The 21294-nt window shown below is 63.0% G+C and carries 22 protein-coding genes, 1 tRNA gene and 1 riboswitch; of the genes, 13 read left to right on the top strand and 10 right to left on the bottom strand.

The window, feature by feature from the left end; translation table 11 throughout:
• Positions 1-245: 245 nt before the first annotated feature.
• Positions 246-824, bottom strand: coding sequence for a DUF1349 domain-containing protein (locus ACCO56_RS18495; RefSeq protein WP_433642283.1), 579 nt, complete (start codon positions 822-824; stop codon positions 246-248).
• 86 nt (positions 825-910) lie between these two features.
• Positions 911-1114, top strand: a riboswitch (cobalamin riboswitch).
• 179 nt (positions 1115-1293) lie between these two features.
• Between ACCO56_RS18495 and ACCO56_RS18490 the strand changes: the two genes are divergently transcribed.
• From ACCO56_RS18490 to ACCO56_RS18460, 7 genes are all read left to right on the top strand, one after another.
• Positions 1294-3231, top strand: coding sequence for a TonB-dependent receptor plug domain-containing protein (locus tag ACCO56_RS18490; RefSeq protein WP_433642282.1), 1938 nt, complete (start codon positions 1294-1296; stop codon positions 3229-3231).
• A gap of 6 nt (positions 3232-3237) precedes the next feature.
• On the top strand, positions 3238-4116 hold the full coding sequence (locus ACCO56_RS18485) for an ABC transporter substrate-binding protein (RefSeq protein ID WP_433642404.1): 879 nt from the start codon (positions 3238-3240) through the stop codon (positions 4114-4116).
• Entirely contained in the window at positions 4113-5114 is a 1002-nt protein-coding gene (locus tag ACCO56_RS18480; RefSeq protein ID WP_433642281.1) for a FecCD family ABC transporter permease, read from the top strand. Before ACCO56_RS18485 ends, ACCO56_RS18480 begins: the two co-directional genes overlap by 4 nt.
• Positions 5111-5914, top strand: coding sequence for an ABC transporter ATP-binding protein (locus tag ACCO56_RS18475; RefSeq protein WP_433642280.1), 804 nt, complete (start codon positions 5111-5113; stop codon positions 5912-5914). The genes ACCO56_RS18480 and ACCO56_RS18475 overlap by 4 nt, the downstream gene beginning before the upstream one ends.
• A 117-nt stretch (positions 5915-6031) precedes the next feature.
• The gene (locus ACCO56_RS18470) at positions 6032-6883 is read left to right on the top strand and encodes an NAD-dependent epimerase/dehydratase family protein (protein WP_433642279.1); all 852 of its coding nucleotides are present in this window, start codon (positions 6032-6034) and stop codon (positions 6881-6883) included.
• A gap of 161 nt (positions 6884-7044) precedes the next feature.
• A tRNA-Ser gene (locus ACCO56_RS18465) sits at positions 7045-7134 on the top strand.
• A gap of 149 nt (positions 7135-7283) precedes the next feature.
• Positions 7284-7922: a class I SAM-dependent methyltransferase gene (locus ACCO56_RS18460; RefSeq protein ID WP_433642278.1), complete on the top strand. Its 639-nt coding sequence runs from the start codon at positions 7284-7286 to the stop codon at positions 7920-7922.
• A 161-nt stretch (positions 7923-8083) separates the two neighbouring features.
• Here the strand turns inward: ACCO56_RS18460 and ACCO56_RS18455 are convergent, their stop codons facing one another.
• The 5 genes from ACCO56_RS18455 to ACCO56_RS18435 form a co-directional block, all read right to left on the bottom strand.
• Positions 8084-8272, bottom strand: coding sequence for a hypothetical protein (locus tag ACCO56_RS18455; RefSeq protein ID WP_433642277.1), 189 nt, complete (start codon positions 8270-8272; stop codon positions 8084-8086).
• The gene (locus ACCO56_RS18450) at positions 8269-8502 is read right to left on the bottom strand and encodes a hypothetical protein (protein ID WP_433642276.1); all 234 of its coding nucleotides are present in this window, start codon (positions 8500-8502) and stop codon (positions 8269-8271) included. Before ACCO56_RS18450 ends, ACCO56_RS18455 begins: the two co-directional genes overlap by 4 nt.
• Positions 8503-8615: 113 nt before the next feature.
• On the bottom strand, positions 8616-8825 hold the full coding sequence (locus ACCO56_RS18445) for a cold-shock protein (protein WP_433642275.1): 210 nt from the start codon (positions 8823-8825) through the stop codon (positions 8616-8618).
• 338 nt (positions 8826-9163) lie between these two features.
• Positions 9164-9655 (bottom strand): Gmad2 immunoglobulin-like domain-containing protein, encoded by a 492-nt coding sequence (locus ACCO56_RS18440; RefSeq protein WP_433642274.1) that lies wholly within the window; start codon positions 9653-9655, stop codon positions 9164-9166.
• A 103-nt stretch (positions 9656-9758) separates the two neighbouring features.
• Positions 9759-10085 carry a hypothetical protein gene (locus tag ACCO56_RS18435; RefSeq protein ID WP_433642273.1) on the bottom strand — a complete coding sequence of 109 codons (327 nt, stop codon included), beginning with the start codon at positions 10083-10085 and terminating at the stop codon, positions 9759-9761.
• A 238-nt stretch (positions 10086-10323) separates the two neighbouring features.
• Here ACCO56_RS18435 and ACCO56_RS18430 point away from each other — a divergent pair, with 238 nt between their 5' ends.
• Positions 10324-11049, top strand: a complete 726-nt coding sequence (locus ACCO56_RS18430) for a hypothetical protein (protein ID WP_433642272.1) — start codon at positions 10324-10326, stop codon at positions 11047-11049.
• A 120-nt stretch (positions 11050-11169) separates the two neighbouring features.
• Here the strand turns inward: ACCO56_RS18430 and ACCO56_RS18425 are convergent, their stop codons facing one another.
• Together ACCO56_RS18425 and ACCO56_RS18420 are read right to left on the bottom strand one after the other, a co-directional pair.
• Positions 11170-11634, bottom strand: coding sequence for an SRPBCC domain-containing protein (locus tag ACCO56_RS18425; protein WP_433642271.1), 465 nt, complete (start codon positions 11632-11634; stop codon positions 11170-11172).
• Positions 11627-11965: an ArsR/SmtB family transcription factor gene (locus tag ACCO56_RS18420; RefSeq protein WP_433642270.1), complete on the bottom strand. Its 339-nt coding sequence runs from the start codon at positions 11963-11965 to the stop codon at positions 11627-11629. Before ACCO56_RS18420 ends, ACCO56_RS18425 begins: the two co-directional genes overlap by 8 nt.
• A gap of 218 nt (positions 11966-12183) precedes the next feature.
• Here ACCO56_RS18420 and ACCO56_RS18415 point away from each other — a divergent pair, with 218 nt between their 5' ends.
• Entirely contained in the window at positions 12184-12525 is a 342-nt protein-coding gene (locus tag ACCO56_RS18415) for a VanZ family protein (RefSeq protein WP_433642269.1), read from the top strand.
• Between the two features lie 85 nt (positions 12526-12610).
• Here ACCO56_RS18415 and ACCO56_RS18410 read toward each other — a convergent pair whose 3' ends face one another.
• Both ACCO56_RS18410 and ACCO56_RS18405 read right to left on the bottom strand, forming a co-directional pair.
• On the bottom strand, positions 12611-15931 hold the full coding sequence (locus tag ACCO56_RS18410) for an AAA family ATPase (RefSeq protein ID WP_433642268.1): 3321 nt from the start codon (positions 15929-15931) through the stop codon (positions 12611-12613).
• A 364-nt stretch (positions 15932-16295) separates the two neighbouring features.
• On the bottom strand, positions 16296-16595 hold the full coding sequence (locus ACCO56_RS18405) for a helix-turn-helix domain-containing protein (protein ID WP_433642267.1): 300 nt from the start codon (positions 16593-16595) through the stop codon (positions 16296-16298).
• A gap of 184 nt (positions 16596-16779) precedes the next feature.
• Here ACCO56_RS18405 and ACCO56_RS18400 point away from each other — a divergent pair, with 184 nt between their 5' ends.
• The 4 genes from ACCO56_RS18400 (at position 16780) to ACCO56_RS18385 (ending at position 21235) form a co-directional block, all read left to right on the top strand.
• Complete coding sequence (locus tag ACCO56_RS18400) at positions 16780-18216, top strand: cytochrome ubiquinol oxidase subunit I (protein WP_433642266.1); 1437 nt, start codon at positions 16780-16782, stop codon at positions 18214-18216.
• Positions 18213-19217 (top strand): cytochrome d ubiquinol oxidase subunit II, encoded by a 1005-nt coding sequence (gene cydB / locus ACCO56_RS18395; RefSeq protein WP_433642264.1) that lies wholly within the window; start codon positions 18213-18215, stop codon positions 19215-19217. The genes ACCO56_RS18400 and cydB overlap by 4 nt, the downstream gene beginning before the upstream one ends.
• A 243-nt stretch (positions 19218-19460) precedes the next feature.
• Complete coding sequence (locus ACCO56_RS18390; protein WP_433642263.1) at positions 19461-20075, top strand: TetR/AcrR family transcriptional regulator; 615 nt, start codon at positions 19461-19463, stop codon at positions 20073-20075.
• On the top strand, positions 20063-21235 hold the full coding sequence (locus ACCO56_RS18385; protein ID WP_433642262.1) for an efflux RND transporter periplasmic adaptor subunit: 1173 nt from the start codon (positions 20063-20065) through the stop codon (positions 21233-21235). Before ACCO56_RS18390 ends, ACCO56_RS18385 begins: the two co-directional genes overlap by 13 nt.
• Positions 21236-21294: the final 59 nt, after the last annotated feature.

The following is a 21294-nucleotide window of genomic DNA, read 5'->3' as shown; positions in this document are numbered from 1 at the left end:
CAGATCCCGGTCGGGATGTTGCAAATATCCGATCTGACGTCCGGCAGGCTACCCACCTTGCTCAAGGTTGGCAGCCTGCCGTTTCGATCAGGCGGTCCAAACCGTTGCGATGCCGAACTCGAGCGCCGGCGCGTCTTCGCACGCGCAAAGGACGCTTCATCTCTCAGACCGGCATCCTGCTTTCCGAACCTTCGGTTCGAGCCGATGCGTTGGCGCGAAAGCCGAGCGGCCCGGATGGGCCTCTATCACTCCGCATGGAGTTTGCGCGAGATCGGCGGGCCGACCTCTATTCCTTTGAAGCTGGCTTCGAAGCCTGCGCGCTCCGGCGAGCAGGCCATGACGCCGACCCGCGCGTCGGCGTCGGAGAACGGAGCCAGGCGTGCCATGCGCCAAGGCGTTCCCGCGATGGAATACTGGATCCGAACGGCGTCGCCGTGGCGGGTGAGCCTTATGGCCACGCCTTGTTCCGGCCGTGCCTCCGGCAAGGGGATCACCGACCAATCCGACACGTCCCGCGTGACGACGACGCTGAAGTGCATCAGACCGTCTGTATATTCGATGCCGGTCTTGATCCAGTTTCGCTCGTCGATCCGCAGCATGAGGCCGGCCTGGTCGTAAAGATGCCGATAGTCTCCGACGACCGTCGCCGAAGCCGTGAAGTCGCCGGAGACGTCGGTCAGATAGGCGTGGCCGTTGTCGCGTACGAATCCGTAGAAGGTGTGGCGCCAGAAATCCGTCGCATCCTCGGTTGAGAGCGTCAGCTTCGCGCTGTCGCCTTGCCAGCGGGACGGCGGATTGAGCCAAGCGAATGCTCGTATTGCCATGTCTGCCTCGCACGCATTTGGATCGTCCGTGGTTGAGTCCACAGGGGAGCACATCTCCGCGGTTGACGATAGGGGATCGCCTCGCTAGCTTCCCGCCCGGAATTGGTTCCGCCGAGAGCGGACGAAGAGGGAACACGGTGAGGCCTGTCGGCCGAAGCCAGGACTGCCCCCGCAACTGTAGCCGTTGAGCCATCTTCCACGAAGCCACTGGGAAGCCTCGCGCGACCGGGAAGGCGGAAGAGGGGCGATGACACGGAAGTCAGGAGACCTGCCATTTCCGGTCACCCATGCCTGGACACGGGGTGTGTTCCGGCGCGGTCGTCCGTGGCGGTGACATTGAAAAGTGTTGCCGCATGCCGGAACGGGCGGAGGGTGAATCACGCGCACCTTTCCAAGCTGTTTCCTGCCTGCGGTTGGGCCAAACCGCAGGGCGAATCCTTTTGCCCTGCCTGAGCAGCTTGGGGCAGGAATGAACAGGCAACTGATGGGTGCTGGCGCGATCGCGCTGGCGTTGACGATAGGGGCTGGGGCGCAGCAGGCCGAAAGCGATACCGATGAAGCGCTTCGGCTCGACACGGTCCTCGTTACCGACGGGCTGACGCCGATCGAGCAGGAGAAATCCGGCAGGGCCTTCACGGTCATTTCGGGAAAGGAGCTCGAGCAACGCCAGATCCGCTACGTGGCGGACGCGCTGCGGCAGGTGCCCGGCTTCGCCGTCTCGCGGACGGGCTCATTCGGCGGCCCCACCCAGGTGCGGGTCCGCGGCACTGAAGCAAACCACCTCCTGGTGATGATCGATGGCGTCGAGGTGAGCGAGACGTCCACCGGCGAGTTCGACTTCGGCAGCCTGCTGGTGGACGATATCGACAGGATCGAGGTGCTGCGTGGGCCCCAGAGCGCCTTCTGGGGGTCGAACGCCATGGCCGGCGTCGTCAACATCATCACCAGACGAGGCGAGCGCAACAGTTTTTCCGGCAGCGCCCGGGTCGAAACCGGCACCGACGGCACCTGGCTGGGCGGCGTTTCGCTGAGCGGCGGCGGCGAGACCTACGACATCGCCCTGTCGGGGGCTTTCCAGAACACGGGAGGCTTCAACGTCTCCGATTTCGGAGACGAGCGGGATGGCGATCGCAATGCGACGCTGAACGGCCGCTTCGCCGCCGACCTGTCGGATGCCCTCAGCCTGGACGGGACCTTGCGCTACGTGAACCGCCGCAGCGATCTCGACCCGCAGGATTTCAACCCGGGTAGCCCAACATATGGGCTGGTGATCGATGGTTCCGACGAGACGGCTACCCGCGAATTGTTCGGCTCCATCGGCGTGACCCATGTCGCTCTCGACGGCGCGCTGACCCAAAAGGCTCGCGTCACCGGCGGGGATATGTATCGCGAGAACGTCGCAGAGATTGGAACCTCCTGGAGTGACGGCAATCGCTATACCGGCGTCTATCAGGCGAGCTATCAATTCGACACGCCGGGCCTGCTCGATGCAAGCCACCAACTCACCGGTGGATACGAGTGGCAACGCGAGACCTTCACGCCGTCGCATCTCGACCAGACCTTCGACCGGAGCACCAATTCCTTCGTCGGCGAATACAGAGGGGCCTTTCTCGATCGCTTCTTCCTCAACGCCGGCCTACGGCGGGACCTCAACGATCTCTTCGGCGATGCGACGACCTACAGCCTGAGCGGTGCTTGGAAGCTCACCGAAGCCACCCGCCTGCATGCCTCCATCGGCACCGGCGTCACCAACCCGACCTTTTTCGAACAGTTCGGCTATGTGCCCGATTCCTTCGTCGGCAATCCGAACCTCGATCCGGAGAAAAGCTTCGGCTGGGATATCGGCATCGAACAACGCTTCTTCGACGGTATGCTTGTCGCCGACATCACCTACTTCAATCAGGATCTCACCAACGAGATCGCGATAGTCTATGGCCCCGACTACACTTCCTCGGTAGTTAACCGCAACGGCGTGAGCAAGCGCCAGGGAATCGAGATCGGGGCGACGCTCGACCTCTTCAACGGCTTCTCGGCCAACGCATCCTACACCTACACCAAGGCGACCGAGCAGATGGTGGCCGGCGGCCCTCGGCTTGCCGAGATACGGCGCCCCGAACATTCGGGTTCGATCGGCGCTGCCTATCGCTTCCATGACGACCGCGCGCGCATCTTCGGCGAGGTTGCCTTCAATGGCGAAATGGAGGATCTGGCGTATGTGCCGAGCTTGCCGCCACGCGTCACCCTTGCTTCCTCCACCGTCGTCAATGTCGGTGGCAGCTTCAAATTCACCGAATATCTCGAAGCCTATGGCCGGGTCGATAACCTGCTCGACGCGGACTATGAAGAAGTGTTCGGCTACAACACCCAGGGCCTGACCGCCTTTTTCGGGCTGAAAGGTACGTTTTAGATGGAGATGCGCTTCAGCGCCTCGAAAGCAGCGAAGCGGAGCCACGCAAGCCTCTCCGGCTTGATGGCCGCTTTCCTGGCTTTCGGCTGCTTCGGCAACGCCGTCGCGGACGAGGCGCCGAAACGTGTCGTGTCGATGAATGTCTGCACGGACCAGCTTGCCATGCTGGTTGCCGGCGAGGGGCAGCTTCATTCCGTATCCCATCTCGCGGCCGACCCGAACAGCTCCGTTCTCGCCGAGCAGGCAAGGCGCTACGTGGTCAACCACGGTCTCGCCGAAGAGGTTTTCCTGATGCATCCAGACCTCGTGCTGGCCGGCACCTACACGACGCGGACGACCGTCGGCCTGCTGCGCCGGCTTGGCGTTCGGGTCGAGGAATTCACGCCGGAGAGTTCGATCGAGGACATCCGCGCAAACATGGCACGCATGGGAGAAATCCTCGGGCGGCAGGAAAGAGCCGGCGAATTGATAGCCGAATTCGACCAAGGATTGGCCGATCTCGCGGCGAAACCGCCGCCGCGCCGGGCGGTCGCTCTCTACGAACCGAACGGCTACACTTCCGGCGCGGGCACACTGGTCGACGCGATCGTCGCGGCGGCCGGCCTGGAGAACGTCGCCGACCGTTTCGGGCTTGTGGGGACCGTCCAGCTGCCGCTCGAACTGCTTGTCCTTGCCGCCCCCAACCTTCTGGTCGGCGGAGGGGACGGTCATGGGGCACCCGCGCTCGCCGAGCAGATTTTCGTGCACCCCGCCTACCGTGCCCTGCTTGGCTCCGCCGAGAGCATGACGGTTCCCGGCCCCTACACGATCTGCGGCGCTCCTTTCACGCTGGAGGTCGCCCGGCGCCTGCAGGCAGCGGCGCGATCGGAAAGGGGGGCCGAATGAGCGCCGGCGGGCAATATCGCCTCGTTCTCGCGTTGCTTGGCGTCGTGACCGTCGTGCTTTTCCTCTTGTCACTGACCGTCGGGCCCGCGGCGATCGGCTTTGCCGACAGCATCCGGGCGCTCTTTTCGGCGGATGCGGGCGCGGTCGCCGTCGTCATGCAGGAAATCCGCCTGCCGCGCGCGATCCTCGGCCTGATGGTCGGAGCGACGCTCGGCCTTTCCGGTGCCGCGCTTCAGGGGTATCTGCGCAACCCGCTGGCCGAGCCCGGCCTTATCGGCGTCTCCGCCTCCGCTTCGCTCGGCGCGGTGATCGCCATCTACTCCGGCCTCAGCCTGCTCTTCCCTCTTGGTTTGCCGTTGGCCGCACTGGCCTTCGCTGTCGTTGCGGTCATGGTCGTCCAGGCGCTGGCGGGCAAAAAAGGCGGCACGCTTGCCATCATCCTCGCCGGTGTCGCGGTGTCGAGCTTTGCCGGCGCCATGACCTCGCTCGCCCTCAACCTTTCGCCCAACCCCTTCGCCGCGCTCGAGATCATGTTCTGGATGCTGGGCTCGCTCAGCGACCGCTCCATGACGCATGTCTGGCTTGCCGCGCCTTTCATGCTGGCCGGCTGGCTCATGCTCGCTGCGCTGGGTCGTGGGTTGGATTCGCTGACAATCGGCAGCGACGCGGCACAGAGCATGGGCGTCGACATGCGCCGGGTGCAGTTGCTCGCCGTCTTCGGTACGGCCGCGTCGGTCGGTGCGGCGACGGCGGTTGCGGGTGCCATCGGCTTTGTCGGGCTGGTGGTCCCGCATATGTTGCGGCCGCTTGTCGGCTCGCGGCCGTCACGCCTGCTTGCCGCCAGCACGCTTGGTGGGGCGTCGATGCTGATGGCGGCAGACGTGCTGGTGCGCGTGATCGCGCCCGGCAGGGACATCAAGCTCGGGGTCCTCACCGCCATCGTCGGCGCGCCGTTCTTCCTGTGGCTGGTCTGGCGGACGCGGAGGGCTGAGACATGACACTGCTTTCGGTGTCCTCCCTCAGTGCCTCCCTGAGCGGCAAGCCTGTCCTGAAGGATATCTCGTTCGCCGTTCGCGCCGGCGAATTCGTCGGTCTGCTCGGCCCCAACGGCGCGGGGAAGTCGACGCTTCTGCGCTCGATACTCGGCCTCACCCCTTCCCAGGGCGAGGTCGCCGTGAGCAACCGCCCGGCCGCCGCCCTTTCGATGGCGGAACGGGCCCGTCTCGTCGCCTACCTGCCGCAGGAACGTGAGATCGCCTGGGGGATGGCGGTCGAGGATCTGGTTTCGCTCGGCAGGACACCGCATCGCAGGGCCTTTGCCGGTCTTGGCCGGGACGACCATGCGGCGATCCAAGGGGCCATGCGGCGCATGGAAATCGAGCATCTGCGACATCGGGCGGCGACCGAGCTCTCGGGCGGCGAAAAAGCGCGCGTGCTGATCGCACGCGCCCTGGCGCAGGATGCCCCTCTGCTTCTCGCCGATGAGCCCACGGCCGGGCTCGATCCGTCATACCAGATCGCGCTGATGCGCATCTTCGCGAAACTGGCGGAGGAAGGCCACGCGGTTATCGCCTCCCTCCACGATCTCGGGCTTGCCGCGCGCTGGTGCTCGCGGCTGGTTCTGATCGATCGCGGCTCGACCGTGGCGGACGGCCCGCCGCCGGCGGTGCTTTCGCCCGAGCGCGTCCGGCAGGTCTACGGGGTGGAAGCCTATTTCGGCGAGGCCGCCGGCAAGATGATCCTGCAGCCATTCGACGTCATGGCCGGGAAACCGGCAGAACAAGACGGAAATGGGTGAGCGAACCGGGGCACCTTTTCCGTTCCGCGGCCATCTCGTGGATTGACCCGACCCAAGTCCTGTCCCAGCACCCCGTTCATGCGCTAGACTGGCGTCTCCGATGGAGGAGATCGCGGAATGACCAGGGTGATCGTGACGGGTGGCAGCGGCAAGGTCGGCCGTGCTTGCGTGGAGGATCTGCTGGCGCACGGCCATGACGTCGTCAATATCGACGCCGTGCCGCCGGCTCGCGAGGTTTGTCCTTTCGTTCAGGCTGACCTCACCGATTTCGGGCAGGCTTTCGAGGTCTTGTCGGAGGTCGACGACCGGCTGCGCGATATCGATGCGCTGGTTCACTTGGCGGCGATCCCGGCGCCGGGCAAGAACCCCAATGCCGTGATTTTCAAGGTCAACACGGTCAGCACCTACAATGTCTTCGAAGCTGCCCGTCGCTTGACGATACGCAACATCGTCTGGGCGTCGAGCGAGACCGTGCTCGGCCTTCCCTTCGATCGGCCGCCTCCTTATGCGCCTGTCGACGAGGATTATCCGGGCCGGCCCGAGACGGCCTATTCGCTGTCGAAGCTGCTCGGCGAGGAGATGGCCAAGCAGTTCTGCCGATGGGACCCCGCACTGAAGATCGTGGGATTGCGCTTCTCCAATGTCATGGAGCCGCAGGACTATGAGCGGTTTCCCTCGTTCGACGCCGATGCGCGGCTTCGCAAATGGAACCTCTGGGGCTACATCGACGCGCGCGACGCCGCCCAGGCGATCCGCAAGGCGCTGGAGGCGCCGATCAAGGGCGCGGAGGTCTTCATCATCGCCAATGCCGACACGGTCATGTCGCGGCCGAATGCCGAGCTGATGGCGGAGGTCTATCCGGATGTCCAGCTCAAGGAGGGCATCGAGCCGAACGAGACGCTGCTCTCGATCGACAAGGCGAGACGGATCCTCGGTTACGAGCCGCGCCATGGCTGGCGCGGCGGCTGATGTTTGCCGCCGTGATAGCAGCTCCCGCGTGCCCGGCACGGCGACCGGTCGCAATCGGCATGGGAAGATCGAAAAGAAGCGTCGGGAAAGCCTTGGCAATTGCCCGGCAATCGACTAGATGAGCCCCGCGCCCTGTTGCTTCGCGGCACCGCGGCGCATGCGGAGAGGTGGCCGAGTGGTTGAAGGCGCACGCCTGGAACGCGTGTATACGGGAAACCGTATCAAGGGTTCGAATCCCTTTCTCTCCGCCATTTGCCGCTTTTTACCCAGGTACTCTGCAAAATAACCACCCAGTCACCGCCGATAGCCGCCCAAATTTCTTGGAGCTTGGCGTGAGCGGAACGGCCTTGGACCTTTAATGCGGGATATCCGAGGTGGGGATCTGAGGAGCAACCCTGAGATGAGCGTAGCGGACGACGTCCGTTTCTGGGACCGGACTTCGCGGCAGTACGCCACGAGTGCGATTGCGGATCAGGCCGGATATGAGCGCACTCTGGACCAGACCCGCGCCCTGTTGAAATCAGACGACCGTGTGTTGGAACTAGGCTGCGGAACAGGAACAACGGCGCTCCGGCTCGCGGGCGACGTCCAAGACTATCTTGCGACGGATATTTCCGCTGGAATGATCGCGGTCGCCAACGAGAAGCACGCCGCTAGTCCCATCCCGGCTCTTACATTCCGCATTGCGACCGTAGAAGCGCTTGCGCCTGTCGCCGGGCAGTTCAACGCTGTTCTGGGATTCAACTATCTTCATCTGGTCCGCGACCTGCCTGGAACGTTGTGCCGCATTCACGCCTGGCTCGCAGCGGAGGGCTTGTTCATCTCCAAGACACCCTGCGTCGGGGATATGAACCCACTCATCCGGCTTGCGTTGTTGCCCGCGATGCGCGCGATCGGCAAAGCACCCTACGCAGGCGTCTTTCGGGCGGCGGAGCTGAGCCGGCATATATGCGCCGCAGGCTTCGACATTCTTGCCAGCGAAAGCCACGCAACGAAGGGCAACGACAAGCGCCCTTACATCGTGGCTCGCAAGAGGTGACGCGAACGGCCGAGGCTGCCTGGAACTCTTCTTGTCCTGATTTTCGACGAAAATTCGAGTGGTGTTTCGGATGTCTGGACCAGATTCTCCCCGCTGGTAGCCGAGGAGCCGCCCGGGGGGCACCAGACCGCTTACAAAGGCGCCGCAGCGGCGCCCAATTCTCAGTTGGAGAGTTCGAACACGACAGCGTGGCTGGCGATTTCGATCACCTGGACCGATGTGGCACCATGCAATTTGGCTTTGATCAATAATTGCGCCGCGGCGAAATGCTCGGCCTTCTGAACCGGGCCACCCATCGGTATCGACGCTACCTCGTTATTGCCGCGAAGGAAGCGAACCCGGTATGTCACGCGGTACCCGACGCGTTGCGGCGGCGAGCAGCCAGGCGTTTGGCAGGTGTCGTCAATTCGGTTTGGGCCTCTCTCGCCAACCGGGCGTGGCGAAGCCTTTGAGTTTTGGCATCACGCTTTGCCGCCTCATCCTCGATGATCGAGCGGGCAATTCTGGTCGTCGTATCGTTCTTGGCCTCCGTCGACGTCGGCTTCGGCTTGAAGATGCCGTCTGGTATCGGTTTGCTCACATTCGCTCTCCAGTCTCGAAAACGAAGAAGGCCGGGAACTGCCCGGCCTCTCCAAGTCGCTTCATCGGCCTATGCCAGTACATCCGTGGTCATGGACCGGAAGCGATTGTTGCTTACAGCGCTTGAAGGTTCTCAGCCGAGGACTTGCCCGAACGCGCGTCCTTCACGACCTCGAAGCTGACCTTCTGGCCCTCGAAGAGACTGCGCAGCCCGGCCCGTTCGACGGCGGAGACGTGGACAAAGACATCCGATGATCCCTCATCGGGTTGGATGAAGCCATAACCCCGGGTGGAATTGAAGAATTTTACAGTTCCGGTACTCATGACGATTTCCTTCAAATCGACGCAAAGAATTAGTTGCTTGGCGGAAGACCAAACATCACCGTCTTCGAAATTGAGAGGAAGATCCGTTAGGGCGCCGCAGCGCGAAAACAAAGCTAACAGCCAAGATCGAGCGTCAGAGACTAGGGAATTAAAGCGCTCAATGCAAGGCGGCCACAGAATTTAGCCAGAGACCGCGGACCTTCATCGAGAACTATGAGCCAATCGGAGGCCGGATTCCGCCATTGGGGAACGCCTGCGAGCCTTGACAGAAGCGGTCTTCCCATGGCGACCCTCGACTGAGTATGCCTGATACATCGGGAGGCCTCCCACCCGGTCCTTTAAGCGCCGATCGGCACCTTCAGCTCCTGGCCGACGAATATCCGGTCAGGGTCGGTGACGAACTGCGGGTTGGCGCGGGCGATTCTGGAAAAGAGGCTCGGGTCGCCGTAGTTGTCACGCGCGATATTGGACAGCGTATCACCCGCCTTCACCCGATGGATGCGGAAGCCGATATAGCCGGGCACGATGCGCGGGCCGTAGATGACGGGTACGATCACCTTGTTGATCTCGGAGCCGTCCTCCGCGCTCTCCTCGAAAACCTCGACGAACAGACGATCGAGCTGGAAGGCGGCGTTGCCGATCTGCGCCTGGACTTGGAACTGGCCATGTTCGCCAGTGCCGCCACCGACGTTGAAGAAGCCGGTGCGTTCGTCATGGCCGTCATGGACTCGCCAGTTGAGCGTAGCCTCGAAGCCCTGACCGATGCCCGCAATTAGCACGGGGTCGCCAACAAGGTCGAAGGGTCTCGGTTGCTGGATCTCGTTGGGCATTCCTCCCTCCTTGTTCTCTGCTTACGCAGGGGAAACCAAAGAGCTAGAATGCACCTGAGAAGGTACCGGAGTCGAGCGCGATCCGAACCTGTCGCCGTTGGAGCTAGAAGGAGAGATATATGCTCACTCCCGAGCGCCGGCGGTAATACCGCGGATAATTGTCGCGATAGCCGTAATAGCGGCCGTAATGGCGAGGATAGCAAGTGCCATAGTAGCGGCAGGATCGCCATGCGTGCCGCCTGTTCCAGCGCCGATCTGCGCGCCAATGGCGATAGTGCTTTTTCCGCCAATGTCGCCTGTGCTTGACCTGTTCGACAGGGCTTTGCTGCACTTGCTCAGCTTTCGGCACAAAGATAGGTGCGGCGTTCAGCGGCAGAGCGAAAGACGCGGCCAACACCATAGCCGTCAGGACCGACAACAGCTTGTTCATCGCTGCCTCCTGCTTCTCTTACGAGCGTCCCTCACCCGATATATAGGCTACCTGTCCTCCCAGAGCCGATCACGATTTCTTCTGGCCCATTTCCGTTCGTGCCTTGACAACGCGCCTGCGGCTCACCGAACGCCTTTGTCCTCGGCAACAATCTGCAATTGAAAGTTATCGCGCTGACCGCAGTTTGAACGGTTTGTGACAGTCCTGTGACGTCCGAACATTTTGGGGGCGCGCGACGATGAGCCGAGAAAATCTAGCGTTCGTTGTTGCAGCGTTTGCGGGTGTGATGCTGCTTTTTGCCATCGGCTTGTCCAGGCCCAACCTGTTTGTCGAAGACCATCTGATGGAAAACCTCAGCGCTGCTGGTTTTGCTGCGGGCTCGCTGCTCGCCCTGGGAGCGGCATTTGCCCGGCGGGCCTCCCCGACCGGCCGGGAGAGGGCCATCCTCATCGCGACAGGCGGACTATCGTCGATACTCTTTCTCAGCGAAATCAGTTTTGGGGCTCGTATCTTCGATATTCAGATGCCGCGGATGAGCGGAGGCGGCGAGTTCGATGGTGGCCATGACATTGTCATCGTCGTCTTTCGCAAGCTGCGTGGCGCAGGGCCCGCAGGCCTCTTCGTGGCGGCCATCGGAGGAGCCCTGCTCGTAACTGGCGCCGGTGCCCTGCTCTACCGGTTTCGGCAGCAGGCACGGACGACCGTCGAGCGTATTCTTCGAGGGGCATTCGAGTTCCGCCTGATTTTGGCGCTCGGGATGCTCGCGAGTGCTGTAACGCTCGATCTTATAAAGTCCTACAAGGCGTCGATCTTGGAAGAGGTGCTGGAGTTCTCCGCCAGTGTCGTGTTGATCCTGGCAGTGTTTGCTTGCTTTCGGCCCAAACGACCTGGTGCGCGTCCTGAACCGGATGCCGGGACGAAGCCTGGATCGCTCCATGCCCTTCCGGCAGATGCAGATCGCTAGCCTTGCTTGCCGCTTCCCTCACGCGATCTGGCGCAAATCGCCAGGCTGGAAAACAGTTGGAAGGCGGCAGCGTCGGTGCCGCCGCCCTGGCCGGTCTATTCCAACCGCGTCTTGAAAGAGCTACACCACCTCCTCCAGGCGCTGGTAGCTTACCTCCATGCCGTCGGCCATGCCTGTTGCGAGCATGGCGGCGCGGGTATCGGAATCCGGCAGCGTCATGCGCATGGTCATGAGCGTGCCTGTTCCGTCCGGTTCGAAACGTGTCTCGATATGGTTGTCGGGCGTCGCATCGGGAAGATGCATGCGTTCGACATGCACGATACGGCTGGGCTCCTGGATTTCGACGAACTCGCCGGTCAGATAGAAACCGTTGCCGGCGCCGTCGCTCCATTCGTAGCGGATTTTGCCGCCCGGGCGCGCCTCGTTGATGCAGACGGGCATGGTCCAACCGTCCGGACCGAGCATCCATTTCTTGATAAGCTCGGGGTCCATATGGGCACGGAAGACAACTTCCGGCGGGGCCGCGAAACGCCTTGTGACGAGCACATGGGTGTCGCCTTCCGTGGTCAACGTCAACTTACTCATGGTTCTTCTCCTCGCTTGAATTCTTCATCTCGGCCAGCAGGGCATCCAGCCGGTCGTAATTCCTGGTGAGTGCATCCCTCAGCATGGCCAGCCAGCGATCGATCTCGGATAGTGCTTCAGGTGCCAGCTTGCAGGGACGCCTTGTGCCGTCGACGCGCTGAGTGATCAGACCGGCATCGCTCAGCACCCTGATGTGGCGCGAGACGGCCGGCTGCGACATGTCGAACGGACGCGCGAGCTCCATGACCGTGGCTTCACCCAATGCAAGCCGTGTGAGAATCGCACGTCTCGTCGGATCGGCCAGAGCGGAAAATGCAGCATCGAGATTCATCTGGTCACCTATATAGCCAAATTATTATATAACAGATTTGCTATAGTCAAGGGCGTCGATAGGACGACGGCCTGGCGTCGTGCGCGCCAATTTCGGCCTACGGTCGGGACTGCCTCTGCAGTCCTTCCGGCGACACAACTCTTGGCTGTCGGCTGCTACCTCGAAAGATTAGCGCATTGGAGGTCGCGCTTCACGCGAGGGCAGGCTAGGAAGATGCGATGTTCAAAACCGTCATCCGTATTTTCGCCTGGGTCATGCTCCTCGCCATATTGGCGGTGACGATCTCGCCCCTGAACGACCGCCCGCATGTCGGCTCCGGCCCGACCTTCGAGCGGGCCGGAGCCTTCGCGTTGCTTGGGCTGCTGTTCTGCTTGGGATATCGCCGCTTCTGGCCGGTGGCGCTTCTGGTCGTGGTCCTGGCGGCCGGCGGGTTCGAGCTTGTCCAGGCGCTGACGCCAGACCGTCACGCCAGGCTCGCCGACGCCTTGGTGAAGGCTGGGGGCGGCGTCGTCGGCGTGGGGATCGGGCTGCTCGCGAAGCGTCCGGATTCACGTCGCTGAGTCCTCGCACTTGCGTCTCGACGTTGACACGAAGAAAAGAACAAAGCCTGTGCTCTGACAAACAGCGGGGCGGCATGTTCCGGCATTACTGCAGATCGGCCAGGAGGTGCTGCGCGTCGATCATATCCGGCGTTTCCAGGCCCTCGCCGAACCAGCGATAGATCGGGGAGAGCGTCTCCTTGGCTTTCCGCCAGTCGCCGCGGGCGGCCAGGAGCCGGGCGCGTGCGACGGTGGCGCGAAGCTCCGGTAGCTTGGCGCCTTGGGCCGCCGCGATCTCGATGGCTGTCTGGAATTCGGCGTCGGCCAGCAGCTCCGCCTTCGCCGGTCCGGCGAGCAGTAGCTCACCGCGCTCGCGATGGAGTTCTGCGTTGCACCAGCTTTCATGGCTTGTCTCAGCGGCAGCGAGGGCGGCTTCGACGAGCGTCAGCCCTGTCGCCGCATCGCCGGCCTGGCGATGCATCGCGGCGTGGGTCCCGAGATAATATGGATAGCGCAGCCCGGCGCCCGTGCGTCGGAAACTCTCCAAAGCGCGCTGGTAGCCTGTCAGGTTCTCGGGTGAGTGGCGGATTTCGGCGACGGCCCAGGCATGAACGAGATCGCTCCAGGCTTGGTAGTAGTCGAAGCCGAACTTCGCGCACATCTCCTGCGCTTCCTCCGCCAGTTCCAGTGCAGCCTGCGGCTCGCGCCGGAACTGACGCAGCATGGCAAGATAGGAGAGTGCCAGCGCGATGCTGAAGGGGTGGGAGACCTCGCGCGCGATCGCCAGCCCGTCCTCTGCGCTCCTGAGTGCCCGGGCGGGGTAGCCGAGATGCCAGTCGCAATGGCCGATATAGGCGCGGCAGAAGACACCCATGTTCATGCCATAGATCTCGGAGTGATAGCGGCCGTGATTTTCACCGGCTTCCATGCTTCGATCCAGCCAGCGCCGGGCGGTCTGGAAGCGGCCGAGGTGGAAGGTGAGGGCGCCTGCCAGATGGTAGCCCTCGGTCAGGAGCCCCGGCTCGCCGCTCTGCTCGGCCAGTGCGACGGTTTCGTCGGCAAGGGCCGTCGCTTCCCGCAGATTGGCACGTACATGATAGACGAAGCCCAGACCGCGCAGGGCGACGAACAGTTCGCCAGGGCTCCGCAATTCGCGGCTGAGCTCCTGGGCGCGCTGGTATGCCGCCTCGGCCTCGCTCGAAGCGAACCCCCTGGTGGCGAGCAAGGGGCCGCCAAGGGCCAGTTGCAGCGACAGTTCGAGGCGTGAGCGTGGCTCGCCGGGAGGCAAAGCCTGCAGACTGTCCATTCCCGCGTTCAAATGCGCGATCGCCTCGACATTGGCCGAGCGAGCAGCGGCGCGGCGACCGGCCTGAAGCCAATACGGAACGGCCTTTTCGAGCAATCCGGCCTCGCCGAGATGACGGGCAACGAGTTCCGGCTGCACTTCGATGAGTTGGGGGAATTGTTCAAGGAGGGCCGTGGCGACCTGCTCGTGCAGTTCCTGGCGACGGCGCTTGAGCAGGCTTTCATAGGCGGCGTCGCGTACCAGCGCGTGCTTGAAGACATAGGTCGCCACCGAAGCCGCTCCGCGCCTGAAGATGATCCCTGCATCGGCGAGACGATCAAGTGCGGCGGTGAGATCGCGCTCAGGGAGGGGCGCGACGGCGGCAAGCAATTGATGGCCGAACTCGCGGCCGATGCAGGCTCCGATCTGGGCAATTTCCTTGACTGGTGCGAGGCGGTCGAGACGCGCCATCAGCGAATCCTGCAGCGTTGCCGGAATGGCGAGCGAAGGCAGTGGACCCGAGAGCATGTACCGATCGCCGCAGTCGCGGAGCAGGCCGGTTTCGAGAACCGCGCGGGTCAGTTCCTCTGCAAAAAGCGGAACCCCCTCCGTCCTTTCGAGAAGCCGGTCAAGAACCACGGGCGGCACGGTCTTGCCTTTCGCGACGCGCTCAATGAGCGACTTGGCCTGGAGCGGCGGCAGTCGCTCCAATCTCACGGACGTGACATGCGGCAAGTCCGACCACTCCGGTGAGAATTCCGGCCTGGAGGTTACGGCCAGAAGTGCAGGCAGGAAGCGAAGGCGCTGGACCATCTGAGCGAAAAGCTCGCCGGAGGTCGGGTCGAGCCAATGCGCATCTTCCAGCACTATGAGAAGCGGGCCGCGCTTTGCCATGCCTTCCAGCCGTGCAAAAAGCGACTGAAAGAGCCGCGCCTTTCTCTCTTCCGGCGAGAGGTCGGGGTCGCTCGCTCCATTCGAGAGACCGAGCAGATCGGCAAGCAGCGCCACCTCGTCGCCCGGAACGTCCCCGACGCCCTCGCGCAGATACGAATCCAAGAGCTTGAGCCGCCTCTCCCTGGTGTCGCCGGGCGCGAACTGCGCCGCTCGTTCGATTTGGGCTATGAACGGGTGAAGGGCACTGCTGCTGTGCTGGGGCGAGCAGTCGTAGCCGATCCAGGTGATCGGCTCGGCCTTGAGCGCCTCGCGAAGCGCATGAACAAGTCGCGACTTGCCGATGCCGGCTTCGCCGCAGATCAGGACGACCTGCCCGTCTCCCTGCTTGGCTCGCCCCCAGCCCGACAGGATCGCTTCGAGTTCCTCGCTACGCCCGACAAGAGGCGTCAGCTGGATGCCGTGGAGGGCTTCAAATCGGTTGTCCGCGCCGCCTTCGCCGACGACGCGCCATGCCGTTACTGGCTCGGCGAACCCTTTAAGACGATAGATATCGGGTCCCGCCAGTTCGAACAGACTGCCCACCAGGCGGCGTGTGCTTTCCCCGATGACGACGCCATTGGGTTGGGCCACCTGTTGCAGGCGGGCCGCCAGATTCGGTGTATCTCCGGCTACCTCTTCCCGGGTCGGGCCGGCGCCGATCAGGTCGCCTACGACAACGAGCCCAGTCGCTATTCCGATGCGAGCGGACAGGAGCTCGCCGGATCGGCCCGCCATGTCGGCGAGAGCCTTCGTGATCGCCAGGCCGGCGCGTATGGCCCGTTCGGCCGCGTCTTCGCTGGCGCGCGGCCAGCCGAAATAGGCAAGCACGCCGTCTCCCAGGAATTTGGCGACGTGACCCTCGAACCGGACGATCTCGCCAGCGACGAGGTCCCGGAAGGACTGCAACATTTCTCCGAGTTCCTCTGGATCCAACCGGGCACTTAACTCGGTCGATCCGACGAGGTCGACGAAGACGAGGGTGAGTTGCCGGCGCTCGGCCGACCCGCGCGCGGCGTGTTCCCCAGCCTCTCGCTGCAGCAGCTTGATCGCATCGAGGATCCTGCGGCGATGGCCGACGGCCGCAATCCCAATTTCCTTGAGGTCGTCGACTGTCAGGAGAGGAAGGACCTCCATGTCTACGGCATGGCTGCGGAACGCCTGCTCATAGGATTGCAGGCCGAGACCGCCTAGCCAGTCGCCGATATCCACCTCCGGCTCACCCGCTCAAATTGCGACCGCCCCCCAGCGGCATTGTCCGCCCCGCCCATTTACTCTCGAAACGCCAGCCTATCCGGCGTTGCCGCAGTGTTTTCCGCCCCGGCTCTGCCGGTCGCAGCAGGTCTCAGGATAACGCAGCGGGTACGCATAGGAAAGGATTCGCCATCACGCCTGTCGCCGCTTCAACGATCCATTAACCATGTCCGTGCAGGCTGATCACGTCGGGCCGCGTTGCGTATCTCCCGGCGGCGACGGCAAGTGGCGGTTCCCAATGGCCGCCCTCAGGCAACACTTGCTGGCGCGTCCGATGCGGAAAGTCGTCGCGGGAGCAGAAACCCGGCGAGCCGACAGGGTGTCACGGCACGTCGTCGTTGCGCACGATACCACCTTCGCCCTCGAGGATGCCGAGGCGCCGCGTCACCGAACTGTTGAACTTCAGCCGGACGCCTGCGCCTCCGCCATTTTCAGGGATGAACACGACACCGGCCTCCTCCAGCGCATTTTGAAGCTTCGCCACGGTCTGCTCGTCCGGCTCGTCGATCTTGCGCTCGAAACGTTCGATGGCGCTTTCCTCGACGCCGGTCATGCGGCAAAGGGCGGCACGTGTAAGCTCGGCCAGCGCTCGGGCGGCTCGACATTGGGCGGGCGTGATCATCGGGTTCATCTCCTTACAGCTCTAGCGTCCAGACATCGTTACAGCATCGGCGACCAAAGTGGAGATCGGTGTCGAAGACGCTCGTCGCAGCGAGGTTGTGCGCGCCAGAAATGTGCATACTGTACTTGCAGGGACTTGTCGGTATGCTAGTTTTGCGCAGGGGACGGCTGATCGGAGAACCGTGATGCTCGACGGACTTGACGCCATCTTCCTCGCCCGTCTCCAGTTCGCCTTCACGGTTTCGTTCCACTTCATCTTCCCGGCCTTCACCATTGGCCTCGCCAGCTATCTTGCGGTCCTGGAAGGCCTCTGGCTCTGGACTGGCAGGACGGTCTACCTCAACCTGTTCAAATACTGGATGAAGATTTTCGCCCTGAGCTTCGCCATGGGCGTCGTGTCGGGCATCGTGCTTTCCTATCAGTTCGGGACCAACTGGTCAGTCTTGTCCGACAGGGCCGGCCCGATCATCGGTCCGCTCATGGCCTACGAAGTGCTGACGGCCTTCTTTCTCGAGGCGGGGTTTCTCGGCGTGATGCTGTTCGGAATGAGCCGCGTGGGGCGCGGTCTGCACTTCGTCGCCACGCTGGCGGTGGCGGTTGGGACCTTGTTCTCTGCTTTCTGGATTCTCTCGGCCAATTCCTGGATGCAGACGCCCGGTGGTCACCTCATCAACGATGCAGGGCAATTCGTTCCCGGCAACTGGTGGCAGATCATCTTCAACGTCTCTTTCCCCTACCGTCTGGTCCACACCGTTTTCGGCGCCTATCTGACGACGGCGCTGGTGGTCGGCGCCGTGGGCGCTTTCCACCTCCTGCGAAACCGCGCCAACGAAGGCGCGCGCGTGATGTTCGCGATGGCGATGGGCATGATCGTGGTGACGGCACCGTTGCAGATCATTGCCGGCGACCTGCACGGGCTCAACACGCTCGAGCACCAGCCGGTCAAGATCATGGCCGTGGAAGGGCACTTCCAGAGTCACCCCGAAGGCGCGCCGTTCTATGTCGTCGGTTTGCCCGACCAGGAAGGCGCAACCATGCGCTATTCCCTCGCCATCCCCAGGGTTGGCTCGCTGATCCTCAGGCACAGCCTCACGGCTCCGATGGAAGGCCTCGACACGGTGCCGCGTGCAGACTGGCCACCTGTCGCGATCGTCTTCTGGTCGTTCCGCATCATGGTCGGCCTGGGCCTCCTGATGCTGCTGCTCGGCGGTCTTGCATTGATCGCCCGGCTGCGCGGCACGCTTTACACCTGGGCCGGCCTGCATCGCTTCGCCCTGATCATGGGACCCGCAGGCTTCGTCGCTGTCACCGCTGGCTGGGTGACGACCGAAGTGGGCAGGCAGCCCTATACCGTTTACGGACTCCTGCGTACCGCCGAATCCGCCTCGCCGCTCGATGCACCCGCCGTCGCCGCGTCGCTTGCGGCTTTCGTCGTCGTCTACTTCACCGTGTTTTCCGTCGGCGCCTGGTACATGCTGAGGCTGATGCGGCATACGCCGGTCGTCGAGGAGCCGGGCATGGAGGAAGAGGCGGGGCCGATCCGCACCGCGGGCATCACGCCTGCCACGTCGGTCGACCCGGACCGGGCGCTCGGCACGACGGCGGAAGGGCATCGATCATGACCTGGCTCGATCTTCCCACCATCTGGGCCTTCATCCTGGCCTTCGGCGTGCTCGCCTATGTCGTGCTCGACGGCTTCGACCTCGGGATCGGCATATTGTTTCCCTTCTTCGAGAGAGGAAACGAGCGCGATGTCGCCATGAATTCGGTCGCGCCCGTCTGGGACGGCAACGAGACCTGGCTGGTCCTCGGCGGCGGCGGACTTCTGGCTGCCTTTCCGCTCGCCTATTCCGTCGTGATGCCGGCCGTATACGCGCCGATCATCGCCATGCTTCTTGCCCTGGTGTTCCGTGGTGTCGCCTTCGAGTTCCGCTGGCGTGATCCCGGCCATGAGAAGTTCTGGGACTTCGCCTTCACAGGGGGCTCGCTCGTGGCCGCGCTCGCCCAGGGCATCACGCTGGGCGCGATCCTTCAGGGGATCACGGTTTCCGGCCGGCAATATGCCGGAGGCTGGTGGGAATGGCTGTCGCCTTTCAGCCTTCTCACTGGCGTCAGCCTGATCATCGGCTACGCGCTGCTCGGCGCGACATGGCTGATCATGAAGGCGGAAGGGCAGCTCCAGGACCACGCGTTCCGACTGGCCCGCCTGTCCGGCATCGGCGTCATCATTTGCGTGGCGCTGGTCAGCGCCTTCACCCCTTTCCTCGAACAGGCCTATTACGAGCGCTGGTTCGCCTGGCCGAACGTGCTCTTCACCGCGCAGGTGCCGCTGCTGGTGGCCATTGCGTCGATCGCTTTTCTCGTCAGCCTCAATCGTCGCTACGAGAGGCTGCCTTTCCTATTGGCGCTCGGGCTCTTCCTGTTGAGCATGATCGGGCTGGGGATCAGCATGTTCCCCTACGTCGTGCCGGGGGCGATAACGATCCACGACGCAGCCGCACCCGACAGAAGCCTGATCTTCATGCTCGTCGGGGCGGTGATCATGATACCGATCATCCTCGCTTATACGGCCTATTCCTATTGGATATTTCGGGGCAAGGTGGGCCATGAAGGCTACCATTGATGATGGTAACCCGCAGGATGTGCGAAGCAGCAATGCTGGCGCGACCCGCTTGCCGCAGTACGGCTTCATTAGCTTTAACCTATTGTATTTCAATGAAATTTTTTGAAATGCATCAGTTGCAAGCGCAATGGTGTCGCCTGTGTGCATTGCAATAAACACTTTGTGAGACGGTCATTTCGCTCTTGATTTCGCTGGCCCTCGAAGCGATTTACGAATAAATGTTCGGAAAAAGGGACCAGGGGTTTGGGTCGACATCGCAAGATCGATCGTGAGGCGCTTCTCGACGCGGCGCAGGACGTGCTCCTGCGCGAAGGCGCGGCGAATCTGACGATCGAGGCTGTGGCAGCCAATGCCGGGATCAGCAAGGCCAGCGTGCTCTACGATTACAAGACGAAGCAGGCTCTGGTCCGCGCGATGATCGAGCGTCGCCTCGATACCGAGTGGGAAAGGGTCTGCGACATAAAATGCAGTCTGGAGTCTTCGCCGGATGCCGGAATCCAAAGCTGGATCCAGGCAAGCCGGCGGGAGCTGTCCGACGAGGACCGCATGCTTGCGATGGGCATGATGGTGGCCCTCGCCGGCGAACCCGATCTCAAACAACTGAGCCACCAGTTCTTCGAACGGATGTTGGCCACGACGGTCGACTCGGCAACCCATCCGCAGGGTGCCCGGCTTGCAATGCTCGCCGTCGAAGGCCTTAAACTTCTCGACTTCCTCGGCGTGCACAAATGGCCGAAGGATGAGTTCGAGGAGATCCTGCGCGATATCGCCTGGCTTGCCGGGCAAGAGCCCAAGGCAACCGATCCGAGCAATCCGTCATCTTCACCTTCGAACGAGTTTCCCGCATGCGCTCCCTGAAAAATTCCGGCATAGCGATACTTCTTCTTCTTCCTGTTTTGGCAGCTTGCACCCCGAGCGAAGCCGACAACAAGGCTGCGGCAGCGGCGCCTCCGCCTGCCGGCGTGAGCGTGGTGACCGTCGTGCCGGAAAGCCTTCCGGTCATGAACGAGTTGCCCGGCCGCATCGCGCCGACCCGTATAGCGGAGGTGCGTCCGCGCGTTTCCGGCATCATCGTCGAGCGCGTCTTCGAGCAAGGCAGCATGGTCAAGGCGGGCGACGTGCTTTACCGCATCGATCCTGAGCCCTTCCGGGTGCGTGTGGCCAGCGCCGAGGCCACTTTGCAGCGCGCCAAGGCAACGCAGTTGCAGGCACGCCAGCAGGCAGACCGGCAGCAGGAGCTCAAGCAGCGCAACATCGCCTCGGTCCAGCAGCTCGACAATGCGGTGGCAGCGCTTGCGCAGGCCGATGCCGATGTCGCCTTGGCCGAAGCCAATCTTGCCGAAGCCCAGCTCAATCTCGACTATTCCGAAGTGCGGGCGCCGATCGACGGAAGGATCGGCCGCGCGATCGTCACGGAAGGTGCGCTGGTCAGCGCAAACGGGGCGGAAAGCCTAGCTACGATCCAGCAGCTCGATCCCGTCTATGCAGACTTCACCCAGTCGGCAAACGAGCTTCTCCGCTTGCGCCATGCCTATCAGGCCGGTTCGCTTGCCAGTCAGGCCTCGGCACCGGTCAAGATGAAGCTGGACGACGACAGCGACTATGCCCATCCCGGCAAGTTGCTCTTCTCCGAGGCTGCGGTCGACGAGACGACCGGCCAGGTGACGTTGCGTGGCGAATTCCCGAATCCGAATGGCGACCTGCTTCCAGGAATGTATGTGCGCGTGCTTGTCGAGCAGGGCATCCAGCAGAACGCGGTCGCCGTTCCCCAGCAGGCCGTGCAGCGTGACTCCGGCGGCAAGGCCCTGGTCTATGTCGTCGACACGAAGAACGTGGTGGTGTCGCGCGAGGTGCAGGTGGACCGTAGCCTAGGCAACCGTTTCGTCATCGCGGGCGGCCTCGCTTCGGGCGATCGGGTGGTCGTCGAAGGCTTCCAGAAGATCAAGCCTGGGGCGGAAGTGGCGCCGGCGGAATGGAAGACGGCAGCACGTGAGGCTGAGGGGACGGCCACTCGATAGATTGCGGTCGAGCGGGAGGAGCCGCTTCAACCTTTTGAGCGTCGCGCTCGGGAGTCGTT

The sequence above is a fragment of the Mesorhizobium sp. 1B3 genome (assembly GCF_050958605.1).
In the GTDB taxonomy this organism is placed as follows: Bacteria; Pseudomonadota; Alphaproteobacteria; order Rhizobiales; family Rhizobiaceae.
This window is presented reverse-complemented; position numbering and strand designations above follow the sequence as displayed.